18 protein-coding genes are annotated in these 14984 nt (G+C 73.2%); 8 read left to right on the top strand and 10 right to left on the bottom strand.

Going from position 1 to position 14984, the window contains the following annotated elements:
* Positions 1–7: 7 nt before the first annotated feature.
* The gene (locus IE287_RS32190) at positions 8–445 is read right to left on the bottom strand and encodes an ATP-binding protein (RefSeq protein ID WP_189852782.1); all 438 of its coding nucleotides are present in this window, start codon (positions 443–445) and stop codon (positions 8–10) included.
* A gap of 149 nt (positions 446–594) precedes the next feature.
* On the opposite strand from IE287_RS32190, the gene IE287_RS32185 reads away from it, so the two are divergent.
* The 4 genes from IE287_RS32185 (at position 595) to IE287_RS32170 (ending at position 3645) form a co-directional block, all read left to right on the top strand.
* On the top strand, positions 595–1428 hold the full coding sequence (locus tag IE287_RS32185; protein WP_189852781.1) for a helix-turn-helix domain-containing protein: 834 nt from the start codon (positions 595–597) through the stop codon (positions 1426–1428).
* On the top strand, positions 1425–1664 hold the full coding sequence (locus tag IE287_RS32180) for a DUF397 domain-containing protein (RefSeq protein ID WP_189852780.1): 240 nt from the start codon (positions 1425–1427) through the stop codon (positions 1662–1664). Before IE287_RS32185 ends, IE287_RS32180 begins: the two co-directional genes overlap by 4 nt.
* Before the next feature lie 84 nt (positions 1665–1748).
* Complete coding sequence (locus IE287_RS32175; RefSeq protein WP_189852779.1) at positions 1749–2534, top strand: SDR family NAD(P)-dependent oxidoreductase; 786 nt, start codon at positions 1749–1751, stop codon at positions 2532–2534.
* A gap of 259 nt (positions 2535–2793) precedes the next feature.
* Entirely contained in the window at positions 2794–3645 is an 852-nt protein-coding gene (locus IE287_RS32170; RefSeq protein WP_189852778.1) for a methyltransferase, read from the top strand.
* Positions 3646–3717: 72 nt separating this feature from the next.
* Here IE287_RS32170 and IE287_RS32165 read toward each other — a convergent pair whose 3' ends face one another.
* The 3 genes from IE287_RS32165 to IE287_RS32155 form a co-directional block, all read right to left on the bottom strand.
* Entirely contained in the window at positions 3718–4266 is a 549-nt protein-coding gene (locus tag IE287_RS32165) for a TetR/AcrR family transcriptional regulator (protein ID WP_189852777.1), read from the bottom strand.
* Between the two features lie 13 nt (positions 4267–4279).
* Positions 4280–4861, bottom strand: coding sequence for a sugar O-acetyltransferase (locus tag IE287_RS32160; protein ID WP_189852776.1), 582 nt, complete (start codon positions 4859–4861; stop codon positions 4280–4282).
* Positions 4862–4947: 86 nt separating this feature from the next.
* A complete protein-coding gene (locus tag IE287_RS32155) occupies positions 4948–5598 on the bottom strand; it encodes a DsbA family protein (RefSeq protein ID WP_189852775.1) in 651 nt (216 codons plus the stop codon).
* A 113-nt stretch (positions 5599–5711) separates the two neighbouring features.
* Between IE287_RS32155 and IE287_RS32150 the strand changes: the two genes are divergently transcribed.
* A complete protein-coding gene (locus IE287_RS32150) occupies positions 5712–6287 on the top strand; it encodes a GNAT family N-acetyltransferase (RefSeq protein ID WP_189852774.1) in 576 nt (191 codons plus the stop codon).
* On the opposite strand, the gene msrB is transcribed toward IE287_RS32150, so the two are convergent.
* The 4 genes from msrB to IE287_RS32130 all read right to left on the bottom strand — a co-directional run bounded on the left by msrB (position 6247) and on the right by IE287_RS32130 (position 9541).
* Positions 6247–6654 carry a peptide-methionine (R)-S-oxide reductase MsrB gene (gene msrB / locus IE287_RS32145; protein WP_189852773.1) on the bottom strand — a complete coding sequence of 136 codons (408 nt, stop codon included), beginning with the start codon at positions 6652–6654 and terminating at the stop codon, positions 6247–6249. The two genes, IE287_RS32150 and msrB, sit on opposite strands and share 41 nt — an antisense overlap.
* A gap of 15 nt (positions 6655–6669) precedes the next feature.
* Positions 6670–8067, bottom strand: coding sequence for a UDP-N-acetylmuramate--L-alanine ligase (gene murC, locus IE287_RS32140; protein WP_189852772.1), 1398 nt, complete (start codon positions 8065–8067; stop codon positions 6670–6672).
* A gap of 117 nt (positions 8068–8184) precedes the next feature.
* Positions 8185–8655 (bottom strand): indole-3-glycerol phosphate synthase, encoded by a 471-nt coding sequence (locus tag IE287_RS32135; protein WP_189852771.1) that lies wholly within the window; start codon positions 8653–8655, stop codon positions 8185–8187.
* Positions 8656–8761: 106 nt separating this feature from the next.
* Positions 8762–9541 (bottom strand): pyrimidine reductase family protein, encoded by a 780-nt coding sequence (locus IE287_RS32130; protein ID WP_189852770.1) that lies wholly within the window; start codon positions 9539–9541, stop codon positions 8762–8764.
* 36 nt (positions 9542–9577) lie between these two features.
* On the opposite strand from IE287_RS32130, the gene zapE reads away from it, so the two are divergent.
* The 3 genes from zapE (at position 9578) to IE287_RS32115 (ending at position 12635) form a co-directional block, all read left to right on the top strand.
* A complete protein-coding gene (gene zapE / locus IE287_RS32125) occupies positions 9578–10663 on the top strand; it encodes a cell division protein ZapE (RefSeq protein ID WP_189852769.1) in 1086 nt (361 codons plus the stop codon).
* A 33-nt stretch (positions 10664–10696) separates the two neighbouring features.
* Positions 10697–11122, top strand: coding sequence for an OsmC family protein (locus IE287_RS32120; RefSeq protein ID WP_189852768.1), 426 nt, complete (start codon positions 10697–10699; stop codon positions 11120–11122).
* 127 nt (positions 11123–11249) lie between these two features.
* Entirely contained in the window at positions 11250–12635 is a 1386-nt protein-coding gene (locus IE287_RS32115) for an alkaline phosphatase PhoX (protein ID WP_229883874.1), read from the top strand.
* Here the strand turns inward: IE287_RS32115 and IE287_RS32110 are convergent.
* On the bottom strand, positions 12622–14091 hold the full coding sequence (locus tag IE287_RS32110; protein WP_308436902.1) for a transglycosylase family protein: 1470 nt from the start codon (positions 14089–14091) through the stop codon (positions 12622–12624). The genes IE287_RS32115 and IE287_RS32110 overlap by 14 nt on opposite strands.
* Before the next feature lie 92 nt (positions 14092–14183).
* Positions 14184–14984 (bottom strand): FG-GAP repeat domain-containing protein (locus tag IE287_RS32105; protein ID WP_189852765.1); only part of this gene is annotated, 801 nt, incomplete at its 5' end.

The following is a 14984-nucleotide window of genomic DNA, read 5'->3' as shown; positions in this document are numbered from 1 at the left end:
CCGGACCTCATCCCCTGAGGTCCAGCTCGGCCCGTACCGTCTTCCCCACCGGCACGCGGTCGAGCACCTCCCACCGCGAGGCCAGCGCCCCGACCAGGAGCAGGCCCCGACCGCCCTCGTCCAGCGGCCCCGGCGCGCCGGACGCCGGCCGCCGCTCGCCCCGGGTGTCGGAGACGTCGATCCGCAGCAGCAGCCCCGGCGAGTAGAGCAGCGCCAGCTCGCAGTCGCGCCCCGGCACCCGCCCGTGGGTGACCGCGTTCGCCGCCAGCTCGGCGACGACGGTCGCGGCGGACTCCGAGAGCGCGGAGCCGTACGGGACGCCCCACTGGTGGAGTTGGTGGAGGGCCAGCCGCCGGGCGAGGCGGGCGCCGCGCGGGGTGGAGCTGAATCGCTGCGCGAACATGCGTACGGTGACGGGCCGTCGGCGGGTCGCTGGGATGGTCATGGGGCCAATGTGGCGCGCTCCCCGGGGAGTTGCCAGCTCAGCCACCCGTACGCTGCGCAGCGTACGGGTGCACGCTCTGGACGGTACCGGTGACTGTCCGTGAACATGGAGGGGATCGGCGCGAGCACACGGGTGCGGGAGGTGGCGGGGTGGCGGACGAGGTCCCGAAGGGCAGCGAACCGGAGACGTCGGAGAGCCTGAAGGCGTTCGGCGAAGTGGTCAAGGTCTTCCGCAGACGGGCCGGCCTGACGCAGGAACAGTTCGCGCCGCTGGTGGGCTACTCGCTGCCCATGGTCGCCTCGATCGAGCAGGGCAGGCGCCTGCCGTCGAAGGAGTTCGTGGAGCGGGCCGAGGAGGTGCTGGACGCGTTCGGGGCGCTGCGGGCGGCGGCGAAGCACCTGACGCGGAAGGAGGGCCTCGCGAAGTGGTTCGAGAAGTGGGCGGAGCTGGAGCCGCTGGCGGTGACGCTGTACACCTTCGAGAACCGGCTGGTACCGGGGCTGTTCCAGACGCCGGCGTACACGCGGACGCTCTTCGAGGAGCAGATTCCGGCGATGAGTGATGACAAGATCGAGTCGAACCTGGTCACCCGGGTGGAGCGGGCGAGCATCCTCACGGAATGCCCGGAGACGATCTTCAGCTTCATCATCGAGGAGCACGCCCTGCGGAGGCAGGTGGCGGATGCGGAGAGCATGCGCGGACAGATCGACCACATTCTCGACCTCGGCCAACGCCGCAACATCGACGTCCAGATCATGGCGCAGTCGCGTGGCAACCACGCAGGCCTCGGTGGGCCCTTGCGCCTCCTGGAGACCCAGGAGAACACCTGGTACGCCTATTGCGAAGGTCAGGAGACCGGCCAGCTCATCTCCGACTCCAAAGTGGTCAGCGTCCTCCAGCAGCGTTATGCCAGGATGCGGGCACAGGCTCTGTCTGTAGAGGCATCCGTGGGCCTGTTGCAGGAGATCCGAGGAGCACTATGAGCACCACAGACCTGGCCTGGTTCAAGAGCAGTTACAGCAGCGGCAGCGGCGACGACTGCGTGGAAGTCGCTCTCTCCTGGCACAAGTCCAGCTACAGCAGTGGCGACGGCGGCAACTGCGTCGAGGTCGCCGGCTGCCCCTCCACCGTCCACGTCCGCGACTCCAAGGTCCCGGACGGTCCGCAGTTCGCCGTGGCGCCGGGCGCCTGGACGGAGTTCGTCGCCCGGCTCGCCTGAGGGACGGCTGTGCCAGGATGCGTGTACCTGCCCCCTACCGCACGTGGGCGGGCCGGTACCCGCACGTCCTGAGGAGTGACCCGCATGAGCACCACCCCCGCCGGATACCTCTCCGGCCTGTTCTCCCTCGAAGGCCGCACCGCGCTCGTCACGGGCGGCAGCTCGGGCATCGGCAGGGCGATCGCGGGCGCGCTCGCCCGCGCCGGGGCGAGCGTCGTCGTGCTGGCCCGCAAGGAGGCGGAGCTCGCCGCGACCGTCGACGAGCTGACGGCCGAGGGCTGCCGGGCGGCCCGGGTGAGCGCCGACCTGAGCACCCGGGACGGCATCAGGGCGGGCGCGGAGGCGGCGGCCGAGGCGTTCGGGGAGCCGGACGTCCTCGTCAACTCCGCCGGGATCAACCTCCGTCCGCCCTTCGGGGAGCTGGGCGAGGAGGTCTGGGACACGACGATGACGGTGAACCTGGAGGCGCCGTTCCTGCTCGGTCAGCGGTTCGGCCCCGGGATGGCCGAGCGCGGTTTCGGCCGGATCATCCACGTCACCTCGCAGCAGGCCCACCGCGCGTTCGTGCAGAGCGGGGCGTACGGGGTGTCCAAGGGCGCCCTGGAGTCGCTCGCGCGCTCGCAGGCCGAGGCGTGGTCCCCGTACGGCGTCACCGCGAACACGCTGGTCCCGGGCTTCGTGATGACCCCGCTGAACCAGCGGCTCTCCTCGGACCCGGAGAAGGTCGCCGCGCTCGCCGCCCGCACGATGACGGGCCGCAACGGCCTCGCCGAGGACTTCGCGGGGGCCGCCGTCTTCCTGGCGAGCGCCGCCTCCGCCTACGTCACCGGCCAGTCCCTCTTCGTGGACGGCGGCTTCTCCGTCCACTAGGCCGCGTCTCCCCGCTCCCGGGCACGGAGGCGTGCGCGCCACGTCGTCCTCCGTAGACTGACGGCGTGGCATTCACGAGCACCCCGCACCGCTGCTTCCTGTGATCGGAAGGCGCTGAGGGCGATGCCGGACGGCGTCGCCCTCCTCGGTGTGCCTGCCGCACGGACCGAGTCCCCCCTGCCCGTTCCCTTCGCGGGGCGGTGAGGCTCCGGGCGCGCAGGCACGGCCCCTTCCCTTCGCCGTTCGCCAGGAGTGCCTCGTGCCCGTGCCGTTTCCCCCTGCCCTCGCCCTCTCCCTCGACCTGCTGCGCTGCCCGGTGTGCCGGACGCACCGCCTGCGCCCCGACCGCGCCGCGCTCCGCTGCCCGGGGGGCCACACCTTCGACATCGCCCGTCACGGCTACGCCGGCCTGCTGACGGGCGCCCGCGCCACCAGCGGGGACGACGCGGCCATGGTCCGGGCCCGGGACCGGTTCCTGTCCACCGGCTCCTACGCGCCCCTCCGCGAAGCCGGGGCCCGCCTGGCGGCCGGCGCCGCGTCCGAGCGGGCCACGGTGGTGGACGTGGGGTGCGGCACGGGCTACTACCTGGCCGGCGTGCTCGACCGTCTGCCCGGCGCCCGCGGTCTGGGGCTGGACACGTCGGCGCGCGCGCTGCGCCTGGCGGCCCGCGCCCACGACCGGGCCGCCGCGGTGGCCTGGGACGTCTTCCGCCCCTTCCCGCTGGCCGGCGGGACGGCCGATGTCGTGCTGGACGTGTTCGCCCCGCGCAACCCGGCCGAGTTCCACCGCGTGCTGCGCCCGACCGGCCGGCTGATCGTGGTCCGGCCCACCGGTCGGCACCTGGCCGAGCTGCGTGGCCGGCTGCCCGCGATGGTCGCGGTCGACCCGGCCAAGGAACAGCGCCTGCACCGCGCGCTCACCCCCTTCTTCGAGGCCGTCGCCACCGAGCGGGTGGAGTACTCCGCGACCCTGTCCGGGCCGGACGCGCTGGACCTGGTGGCGATGACGCCGAGTGCGCGCCACGTGCGTCCCGCGGACCTGGACGGCGGCGGCGCCCTGCCCGGCCGGGTCACGGTCTCCGCGCTGGCCACCGCCTACCGGAGGCGGTGACCACGAGCGGACGCGTGCGCCCGCGGGGGCCCGTGTCAGGTCGGGTCCCCGCGGGCTGTCCGTGGGCCGCCGCTAGCCGGCGGGGGTGGTGACGCGCCGGACGGCCTCGCGCGTGAGCCGGCGGTCGTGCGGTGCGGTGTCGAGGGCTCGGTGGAGGGCGAGCCCCTCGATGAGCGCGTCGAGCTGACGGGCCGTCTCCGCGTCGAAGTGGCGCTCCAGCAGCTGCCGGCTCCGGCCCATCCACCTCCGCGTCAGCTCCCGGTACTCCGGGCGCCGGGCCGCGAGGGTGTACAGCTCGTGGGTGAGGACCAGGTCGCGCTGCGGCCCGTCGGAGAGCTCGTGGATGAGGTCGGTGACCGCTTCGCGCGCCCGCTCGGGGCTGTCGGCCGCGTCCAGGTGCCGCTCGAAGAGGGCGACGCCGTGGTCGGCGAAACGGGTGAAGGCTTCCCGGAGCAGCTCGTCCATGCCCGTGAAGTGGTACGTCATCGAGCCCAGCGGCACCCCGGCACGGGCGGCGACCTTCCGGTGGGAGACGCCCGTGACGCCCTCGTCGGCGATGTGGTCCAGGGTGGCGGCGAGGATGCGCTCGCGGCGCCGGGGATCGGTGCGTCCGGTGGCCATCGCGGCGGGCTCCCTAAAGGTCCCGGACGGGCCGGGCGGGGCTGCCCACGGCCACGACGTTCGCGGGGACGTCCTTCGTGACGACCGAACCGGCGCCGATGACGCTGTTGTCGCCGATGGTGACCCCGGGGCAGACGATGACCCCGCCGCCGAGCCAGACGTTGTCGCCGATGGTGATGGGGCGCGCGGCCTCCAGCTTGTCGCGCCGGGGCTGCGGCTCCAGGGGGTGGGTGGGGGTGAGGAGCTGGACGTTGGGGCCGATCTGGCAGTCCTCGCCAATGGTGATCGCCGCGACGTCCAGGGCGGTCAGGTGGTAGTTGACGAAGGTCCGGGCCCCGATGGAGATGTTGCTCCCGTAGTCCACGTACAGCGGCGGCCGCACCTCGATGTCCTCGCCGGCGAAGCCGAGCAGCTCGTCGAGGAGCGGCCGGGCGGCGGCCGGATCGTCCAGGAAGGCGGCCTGGTAGCGGGAGGCGAGCCGCATGGCACGCCGCTGCCGGTCCGCGATCTCCGGGTCGTCGGCGATGTAGAGGTCGCCCGCGAGCATGCGCTCCAGGTGGGTGCGCGGGTCGCCGGCGAAGTGGTCCGTCGTCATGCGTACGATCGTACGCCTCAGAAGGTACGTTCGTACACCCCGGTGTCCGGGGCGCCGGGAAGGGAGCCGTCCGTCGCCCCGGCGGCTCAGTCGAAGGCGAGGGTTCCGGTGCGCTCGCGCTTGAGCTCGAAGAAGCGGGGCTGCCGGGCGAGGACGCGGAGCGCGTCGAAGAGCTCGGCGGCCTCCTCGCCGCGCGGGACCGCGTCGAGGACGGGGCCGAAGAAGGGGACCCCGTCGAGGTGGAGGGTGGGGGTGCCGACGTAGCGGCCCGTGGCCGGGTCCGTCCCGGCGTCGTGGCTGCGGCGGAGGGCGTCGTCGTGCGCGTCGGTGTGCGCGGCGGCGGCCAGCCCGGCGGGCAGGCCCACCTCCTCCAGCGCCTCGGCGACCACCCGCTCGAAGTCCTCGTCCCCGCCCCGGTGGATGCGGGTGCCACAGGCGGTGTAGAGGTCGCGCAGGACCTCCTCGCCGCTCAGCCCGGCCGCCGCGACGGCGACCCGGACGGGGCCCAGCGAGCGGTCCACCAGCTCCCGGTACCAGCCGGGCAGGTCGTTCCCCTCGTTGTGCAGGTACAGGCTCATCACGCGGAAGCGGACGTCGAGGTCGCGGAGGGGTTCCACCTCCAGGATCCAGCGGGAGGCGATCCAGGCGAAGGGGCAGGCGGGGTCGAACCAGAAGTCCACCCGGGTGCGGGTGGACGGGCCGGCGGCGAGGGCGCTCGGGGCGTGGTCGGTCGTCATGGGCGACAGCCTGCCGGAGGAGCGGCCCGGAGCCCTGGGCAACTTCGGGCCCGTTTCCCTGGGCCAATCGCCGCGCGGGCGGACCCGCCCGGGAAGTGTGCTTCGATGCGGCGATGGAGACCGAGACCGCGACCCCCTCCGTCCGCCCCCGCGCCGGGGCCGACCTCGACGCCTCCGTGCGGCTGCTGCGGGAGGTCCACGAGCACGACGGCTATCCGCGGAGCTGGCCCGGGCGGCCGGCGTCCTGGCTCACCCCGCCGGGCTTCCTCGGCGCGTGGGTGGCGGAGCTCGGCGGGCGGATCGCCGGGCACGTGGGGCTGGCCGGGCCCCGGGAGGACGACGGGGCGCCCGGCGCCTGGAGCGCCCGCACGGGGCGGGGCGTCGACACGGTCGCCGTGGTCAACCGGCTGTGCGTCTCCCCCGCGGCCCGCGGGCACGGCCTCGGCGCGCTGCTCCTCGCACAGGCCGTCGCGGAGGCCGGGCGGCGGGGACTCCACCCCGTCCTCGACGTGGCCTGCCACGACACCGCCGCCGTGGCGCTCTACGAGCGGCTGGGCTGGGTCCTGCTCGACACGGTCGCGCAGGAGTGGGGCCCGCACGGCACGGTGGCCGTGCGGACCTACGCGGCGCCCGGCGGCGCCGTCCCGGTCAGCTCCCGTCCGGCTCCAGCCGGAGGGAGATCGAGTTGATGCAGTAGCGCTGGTCCGTGGGGGTCGGGTAGCCCTCGCCCTCGAAGACGTGGCCCAGGTGCGAGCCGCAGCGGGCGCAGCGGACCTCGGTGCGGACCATGCCGTGGGAAGTGTCCGCGACCAGCTCGACGGCCGCGCTGTCCTTCGGGTCGTAGAAGGACGGCCAGCCGCAGTGCGACTCGAACTTCTCGTTCGACGTGAACAGCTCGGCCCCGCAGCCGCGGCAGGAGTAGACACCCTTGGTCTTCGTGTCCGTGTACTCGCCGCGGAAGGCGGGCTCCGTGCCGGCCAGCCGGAGCACCTGGTACTCCGACGGGGTCAGCTGCGCCTGCCACTCCTCGTCCGGCTTCTCGACCTCGTACGCCATCGTGCGTCCACTCCTCTACTTCGCCAGGCGGGCCAGGATCAGCGGACCCAGGTCCGTGACGTCGCCCGCGCCCATGGTCAGAACGAAGTCGCCCGGGCGGGCCATTCCCTCGATCGCGGCGGGGACCTCGGTCTTGTCGTGGACGGCGGTGACGTCGGCGCCGGCGGCACGGGCCGCGTCGAGGATCAGCTCGCTGGTGATCCCGGGGATCGGGTCCTCGCGGGCCGGGTAGATGTCGAGGACGACGGAGGCGTCCGCGAGGGCGAGGGCGTCGCCCATCTCCTTGCCCAGCTCCTGGGTGCGGGAGAAGAGGTGCGGCTGGAAGACGACGAGGAGGCGGGCGCCGCCGGCGGCGCCGCGCATGGCCTCCAGGTCGGCGGTCATCTCGGTGGGGTGGTGGGCGTAGGAGTCGATGACCTGGACGCCCGCGGCCTCGCCCTTGAGCTGGAGGCGGCGGCCGACGCCGGTGTAGGCGGTGAGCGCCTGGGCGAGGGCGGCCGGGTCGAGGCCGGCGCGGGCGCCGGCGGCGAGGGCCGCGGCGGCGTTGTGCGCGTAGTGGCGGCCGGGGACGGAGACGGTGAAGGTGTGCTCGGCGCCGTCGAGGGCGACGGTGACCTCGCTCTTCATCCCGTGCGGGACGATCTTGAGGATGCGGGCGTCGGAGCCGTCGCCCTCGCCGACCGTGACGATCTCCAGGTCCCCGCGGCCCGAGGCGGCGACGCGGCGGGCCAGCTCGCGGGCGCCGGCGTGCTCGCCGACGACGAGGGTGCCGCCGGGGCGGATCTTCGCGGCGAACTTCTCGAAGGACTCGTAGATCTCGTCCATGGAGGCGTAGTTCGCGTGGTGGTCGAGCTCGACGTTGAGGACGATCGCGACCCGGGGGTCGTACTTCTGGAAGCTGCGGTCGCTCTCGTCGGCCTCGGCGACGAACACCTCGCCGGCGCCGTGCCGGGCGTTGGTGCCGGGGCCGGAGAGGTCGCCGCCGATCGCGTACGAGGGGTCGGCGCCCAGCTCGGTGAGGGCGACGGCCAGCATCGAGGTGGTGGTCGTCTTGCCGTGGGTGCCGGCGACGGCGATCGCGCTCAGCCCGTCCATGAGGGAGGCGAGCGCGTCGGAGCGGTGCACGACCGGGATGCCGAGCTCGGCGGCGCGGGCCAGCTCGGGGTTGTCGGCGCGGATGGCGCTGGAGACGACGACGGCGGAGGCGTCGTCGGCGAGGTGGTCGGCGGCGTGGCCGACGTGCACGGTGACGCCGTGGGCGCGGAGCGCCTCGGCGGTCGGGGAGTCCTTGGCGTCGCTGCCCGCGACCTTGGCGCCGCGCTGGGCGAGGATCTTCGCGATGCCCGACATTCCGGCACCGCCGATGCCGATGAAGTGCGGCCGTTCCATGGCGGCAGGGATGGCGGGTGCCATGCGGATCTCTCCCCGGGTGTGCGTACGACGTGTCCCTCCCAGCCTAGTGGCTGGCGGCGGACGGGCCGGGAGGCCGCCCGGGGACGCGGTCGCGCCGTGCCCCCGGGCGGCGTGCGGCTACTCGCTGTGCGCGAACAGCTTCAGGACGGGGACGCCCACCTTGTGGCGGGCGCGGGAGGCCCAGTCGCGGTGGAAGAACTCCTCCACGTAGTGCGGGGCGGTGAGGACGATGACCTCGTCCGCCCCCGCCTCCTCGACGACCGCCTTCATCTTGTCCAGGGGATGGTCCTCGACCACCTGTCCGACCGCTTCGCAGCCCGCCCCTCTCAGGGCCCGGAGCGAGTGCTCCAGGGCCAGCTCGGCCGGTTCCCTGGCCTCCTTGCCCTCCGGTTCGTCGCTCTCGCGGGTCGCCTCCTTGAGCTCGCCCATGGCCACGTCGTCGATGGCGCGCAGCAGTAGATCGGCCTGGTCACCGCGCGGCTGCATCAGCACGATGAAGGACACGCCCTCGTCGCCGTGCAGGGTGGTGACGAATTCCACGTCCACGGACGTCAGGGGCTTCTCGATCATCAGAACGCTTGTGAACACCTCAGGAGCCCTTCTGCGGAAACCATCCTTCCCCGTGTCCCCACGGGGACTGCGACTGTGATTGTGCCCAGTAGACGCTAAGCGGAACGACAAATTCCGCCGATTGTCAGATCCGACGGTAGCGGCTGAAGAGGAAGCCGTCCTGCTCCAGGAGGGAAGCCAGTCCCAGGCGTGTCGGATGCGCGAGCGAGGGGCCGTGGGCGATCCGCTGGGCGTCGCCCGCCGTCATCGTCGGGGAGACCGTCAGGCACAGCTCGTCCAGCACCCCGGCGGCGGTGAACTGGCCGAGCATCCGGGGGCCGCCCTCGGTCAGCTGGCGGCGCAGCCCGCGCCCGGCGAGCAGGGCGACCGCGCGGGCCGGGTCGACCCCGGCGCCCTCCCCGGCGAGGAGCACCTCGACGCCGGCGTCCCGCGCGGCGGCGAGCCGGCCGGCGGGGGCTCCCGCGCCGGTGAGGACCAGGGTCGGGACCAGCGGGGAGGCGAAGAGGGGGAGGGAGAGGTCCAGGTCGAGGGAGGCGGTGACCACCGCGATGACCGGGGCGGGCCCCTGGCCGGCGGCGGCCCGGCGGGCGGCGAAGGCCTCACGGGCGCGGGCGGGGCGGTAACCCTCCAGCCGTACCGTTTCCGCACCGACCACGACCACGTCGGCGAGGCCCCGGAGGGTGCCGAAGATCCGCATGTCGGCGTCGGAGGAGAGCGGCTGCGAGCGGCCCTCGTGCTGTCCGGCCCCGTCGAGCGAGGAGACCATGTTGGCCCGCAGCCAGCGCTCCTCGCCCTCCGGGTACGCGTAGGCGTCGGCCAGCTCGTCGAGGGACCACTCCCGGTCGGCATCGCTGACCTGGGGGTTCAGTGCTGTCATGTCCGTCACAGGAAACAGGCGTCGCATTCTCGCAGTCTGACATGGCGCTTACAGTGGGGAACTGTGTCGACCCGTACCCCGAACGAAGCCGCCCCCGCAGCGGCGACCCCGCTCTCGCTCTGCTCGCGCGAGCCCCACGTCCCCGCCGACCGGCTGGTCGCGGAGATGGTCCCGCCGCCGCGCTTCGACTCGGTGCGCTTCGACACCTACCTCCCGGACCCGAACCAGCCCAGCCAGTGCGAGGCCGTCAAGGTCCTCTCCGGCTTCGCCGAGGGCCTCGGCGGGGCCCACGCCACCGGCGCGGGCAGGCGCCGCTGGTTCGCCCGCAAGCCCGCCGCCCCGGCCGGCCCGCGCGGGGTCTACCTCGACGGCGGCTACGGCGTCGGCAAGACCCACCTGCTCGCCTCGCTCTGGCACGCCACGCCCGCCGACCCCGCCCTGAAGGCCTTCGGCACCTTCGTGGAGCTGACGAACCTGGTCGGCGCGCTCGGCTTCCAGAAGACCGTGCAGACGCTGAGCGGGCACCGGCTCCTGTGCATCGACGAATTCGAACTGGACGACCCGGGCGACACGGTCCTCGTCTCCAGCCTGCTCGGCAAGCTGGTCGAGGCGGGCGTGGCGCTCGCCGCCACCTCCAACACCCTCCCGGGCAAGCTCGGCGAGGGCCGCTTCGCCGCCGCCGACTTCCTCCGCGAGATCCAGGGCCTCTCCGCGCACTTCCGGCCGCTGCGGATCGACGGCGAGGACTACCGCCACCGGGGCCTGCCCGAGGCCCCCGCGCCCCGCTCCGACCAGGTCGTCACGGAGACCGCGTACCGGGTGCCCGGCGCCTCCCTGGACGACTTCCCGCACCTGCTCGAACACCTGGCCAGGGTTCACCCGAGCCGGTACGGCGCCCTCACCGACGACCTGTCCGCCGTCTGCCTCACCGACGTCGGCCCGGTCCCGGACCAGTCGACCGCGCTGCGGCTCGTCGTCCTCGCCGACCGCCTCTACGACCGCGAGATACCGGTGCTCGCCTCCGGACTCCCGTTCGACAAGCTGTTCAGCGACGAGATGCTGAACGGCGGGTACAAGAAGAAGTACTTCCGGGCCATCTCCCGGCTCACCGCCCTGGCGCGGGACGCAAAGGGGCTCGTGGCGCAGTAGGTTGGGGTCGTAGCCGATCGAAAGGGAAGCATCATGGCCACCGTCCGTCACGCCCACACCGTCTGGCAGGGCGACCTCCTCAAGGGCTCCGGCGTCGTCACCCTCGACTCCTCCGGTCTCGGTTCGTACGACGTCTCCTGGCCGGCCCGCTCAGAGGAGCCGAACGGCAAGACCAGCCCCGAGGAGCTCATCGCCGCCGCGCACTCCTCCTGCTTCTCGATGGCCCTCTCGCACGGCCTGGCCGGCGCGGGCACCCCGCCCACCCGCCTGGAGACCAAGGCGGACGTCACCTTCCAGCCGGGCGAGGGCATCACCGGCATCCACCTCACCGTGCGCGGCGAGGTCCCCGGCCTGGACGCCGGACAGTTCCAGGAGGCCGCCGAGGGCGCCAAGAAGAACTGCCCGGTCAGCCAGGCCCTGACCGGCACGACGATCACGCTCACCGCCGAGCTGATCTGACCCCTGGTCACGACAGGCCGGAATTACGCCGTTCGAGGCGACGTGGACCCGCGTCATGGCATCACGCACCCCGGTGCGTGGTACATACGGCGGGTCCACACCTGTCTCCGGCGGGAAGGCCGACCCCTTGTCCGTGACACGACGTCAGATCCTGGCCCGTACCGGCGCCGCCGCCCTCGGCATCGCCTTCACCGGCGCCCTCGCCGACCTCTTCGCCGGCTCCCCGGCGGCCGCCGACCCGCGCGCCGGCCACGGCCCGCTCCTCCCCGACCCGGCCGGCCTGCTCGACCTCCCCGCCGGCTTCTCCTACCGGGTCCTCTCCCGCGAGGGCGAACCGCTGCGCTCCGGCGAGGGCCCGGTCCCGAGCCACTGCGACGGCATGAGCGCCTTCGCCGGCCCGTACGGCGGCGTCCGGCTCGTCCGCAACCACGAGAACCGGCCCGAGGCCCGGCACGCCGTCCCCCTCGTCCCCGGCCTCGTCTACGACCGGGGCGGCAGGGGCGGCTGCACCGTCCTCGACCTCGACGCCGGCGGCGAGGTCCGCGCCGAGCACGTCGGCATCGCGGGCACCGCCGTCAACTGCGCGGGCGGCCCGACCCCCTGGGGCACCTGGCTGACCTGCGAGGAGACCGAGGACAGGGCCGGGACCAAGGGGTACGAGAAGGACCACGGCTTCGTCTTCGAGGTGGACCCGGCCGACCCCCACCGCACCGGCGCCGTCCCGCTCACCGCCCTGGGCCGCTTCGCCCACGAGGCCGTCGCCGTCGACCCGTACAGCGGGATCGTGTACGAGACCGAGGACGCCTTCGACCACCCCTTCGGGCTCTTCTACCGCTTCCTGCCGGAGCGGCCGCTCGGCGGCACCGGCGCGCTGCGCGCGGGCGGCACCCTGGAGGCGCTGCGGGTGCCCGGGGTCCCCGACCTGTCGGTGGTCCAGGAGGCCGGGACCGTCTTCGAATCGGTCGAGTGGGTGCCGGTCCCGGACCCGCAGGCGACCGGGACCCCCCTCCGCTTCCAGGACTTCGGCCCCGGCGGCATCACCCACGCGCAGAAGCTGGAGGGCTGCTACTGGGGCGGCCGGAGCGTCCACTTCGTCTCCTCCTTCGCCCGCGCCTCCGACGGCTCGGGAGCCACCCACTTCGGACAGGTGTGGAGGTACGACCCCCGCGACCGGCGGCTCACCCTCTCCGTCGTCTTCGGCCCGGACACCGACGTCCGGCTCCCCGGCGAGTCCCCCGACAATATCTGCCTGGCGCCCGCCGGGGGCCTGATGGTCTGCGAGGACGGCGCCGGCGCGCAGCACGTCTTCGGGGTGAGCCGGGAGGGCGAGGTGTACCCCGTCGCCCGCGGCCGCCAGGACATCGGGAGGCCCGGGGCGCCCGAGTGGGGCGAGTTCGCGGGCGTCACCTTCGCCCCCGACGGCCGGACGATGTACCTCAACTGCTACGAGCCGGGGACCACGTTCGCCGTGACCGGCCCGTGGTTCCGGGCCGCCGGGCTCAGCCGAGCGTGACGGCGCTCCCCCACCAGTAGTCCTCGGGGACGTTCCACGACCGCAGCGGGGTGCCGAACCTCCCCGAGGCGTCGGGCTTGAAGGTGTAGAAGGCCGCACGGCCGTCGCTGTAGCCGTAGAAGGCGGAGACGTCCGTGCGGCCGTTGCCGTCGTGGTCGCCGGAGGCGATCTGCACGTTCTCGATCCACCAGTTGCCCGGCTCGGTGGTCCACGACTTCACCGGGTTCTCGAAGGTGCCGTCGGTGCGGGCCGGGAAGGTGAACAGCGCGATCGCACCGTCCTCGTAGCCGTACATCGCGGCCACGTCGGCGCGCCCGTCGCCGTCGTGGTCGCCGGACGTGAGCTTGACGTTCCTCCCCCACCAGTAGTTCTCGGGGACGTTCCAGGACTTCACCGGCGAGGCGAAGCCGCCGTCGGCGCCGGACTTGAAGGTGAACAGGGCGGCCCGGCCGTCGTTGTAGCCGTAGAACGCGGCCACGTCGTCCCGGCCGTTGCCGTCGAAGTCGCCCGAGGCCAGCTTCACGTTCTCGCCCCACCAGTAGTTCTCGGGGACGTTCCAGGAGCGCAGCGGGGCGGAGAACTTCCCGGTGGCGTCGGACTTGAAGGTGTAGAGCGCGGCGCGGCCGTCGCTGTAGCCGTAGAACGCGGCCACGTCGTCCCGGCCGTTGCCGTCGAAGTCGCCCGAGGCCAGCTTCACGTTCTCCGGCCACCAGTTGCCCGGCTCGGTGGTCCAGGACTTCACGGGGGCCGCGAAGCCGCCGTCGGGCTTGGAGTGGAAGGTGAACATCGCCACCGAGCCGTCGGCGTAGTCGTACATCGCCGCCAGGTCGGCGCGCCCGTCGCCGTTGAAGTCGCCCGCCACGGGCTTGATGCTGCGGTGGGTCCAGTTCCCCGGGGTCACGCTCCACGACTTGACGGGGTTGGCGAAGCCGCCGTCGGTCCTGCCGAGGAAGGTGAAGAGGGCGACGGAGCCGTCGGCGTAGCCGTAGAAGGCCGCGTTGTCGTCGCGTCCGTCGCCGTTGAAGTCGGCGTTCACCCGGGAGGCGGAGTCGGCGCGCCAGGCGGGCTCGACGGGCTCCTCGGGATAGGGGTCGGCGGAGTCGGCGCCCAGGCCGGCGCGGGGGCCGCAGGTGGGCCAGGCGCCCTCGCCCTGCCCGGCGAGGACCTTCTCGCCGATGAGGATCTGCTCCTGCTTGGTGGCCAGGTGGGGGTAGGTCGCGTAGCGGCTTCCGCCGTACGCCTGCCAGGTGCTCAGCCGGAACTGGAGGCCCCCGTAGTACAGCCCGTTGGAGCTGACGATCGACCAGTTCCCGCCGCTCTCGCACTGGGCGACCTTGTCCCAGGTGGCGACGGACGCGGCCTGCGCCGCCGGGGGCGGGAGCAGGGCCGCCCCGCTCAGCACCAGGGCCGTCGTGAGCGCGGCGCGGACTCCCGTGCCGAGGGTCGTGCGTGCCATGTCGTTCCTCTCGTTCCCCATCCGGGGGGATGCGTGGGAAGGGGCGGCGGCACGGGTCCGTGCCGCCGCCCCCGGGGGTGGTGCGGGAAGGGTCAGCCGAGCTTCACGTGGTCGCCCCACCAGTAGTCCTCGGGCACGTTCCAGGACCGCAGCGGGCTCCCGAACGTGCCGGCGGCGTCGGACTTGAAGGTGTAGAGCGCCGCGCGGCCGTCGCTGTAGCCGTAGAACGCCGCCACGTCGCCGCGCCCGTTGCCGTCGAAGTCGCCGGAGGCGATCTGGACGTTCTCGATCCACCAGTTGCCGGGGGCCGTGGTCCAGGACTTCACCGGGTTCTCGAAGGTGCCGTCGGTGCGGGTGGTGAAGGTGAAGAGGGACACCTCGCCGTCCTCGTAGCCGTACATCGCGGCCACGTCGGAGCGTCCGTCGCCGTCGTAGTCGGCGGCGGTCAGCTTCACGTTCTCGCCCCACCAGTAGTTCTCGGGGACGTTCCAGGACTTCACCGGCGAGGCGAAGCCGCCGTCGGCGCCGGACTTGAAGGTGAACAGGGCGGCCCGGCCGTCGCTGTAGCCGTAGAACGCCGCCACGTCGTCCCGGCCGTTGCCGTCGAAGTCGCCCGAGGCCAGCTTCACGTTCTCGCCCCACCAGTAGTTCTCGGGGACGTTCCAGGAGCGCAGCGGGGCGGAGAACTCGCCGTTGGCGTCGGACTTGAAGGTGTAGAGCGCGGCGCGGCCGTCGCTGTAGCCGTAGAACGCCGCCACGTCGTCCCGGCCGTTGCCGTCGAAGTCGCCCGAGGCGAGCTTGACGTTCTCCGGCCACCAGTTGCCCGGGGCGGTGGTCCAGGACTTCACCGGCGACGCGAAACCGCCGTCGGCCCCGGACTTGAAGGTGAACAT

Source organism: Streptomyces omiyaensis (genome assembly GCF_014650895.1).
In the GTDB taxonomy this organism is placed as follows: Bacteria; Actinomycetota; Actinomycetes; order Streptomycetales; family Streptomycetaceae; genus Streptomyces; species Streptomyces omiyaensis.
This window is presented reverse-complemented; position numbering and strand designations above follow the sequence as displayed.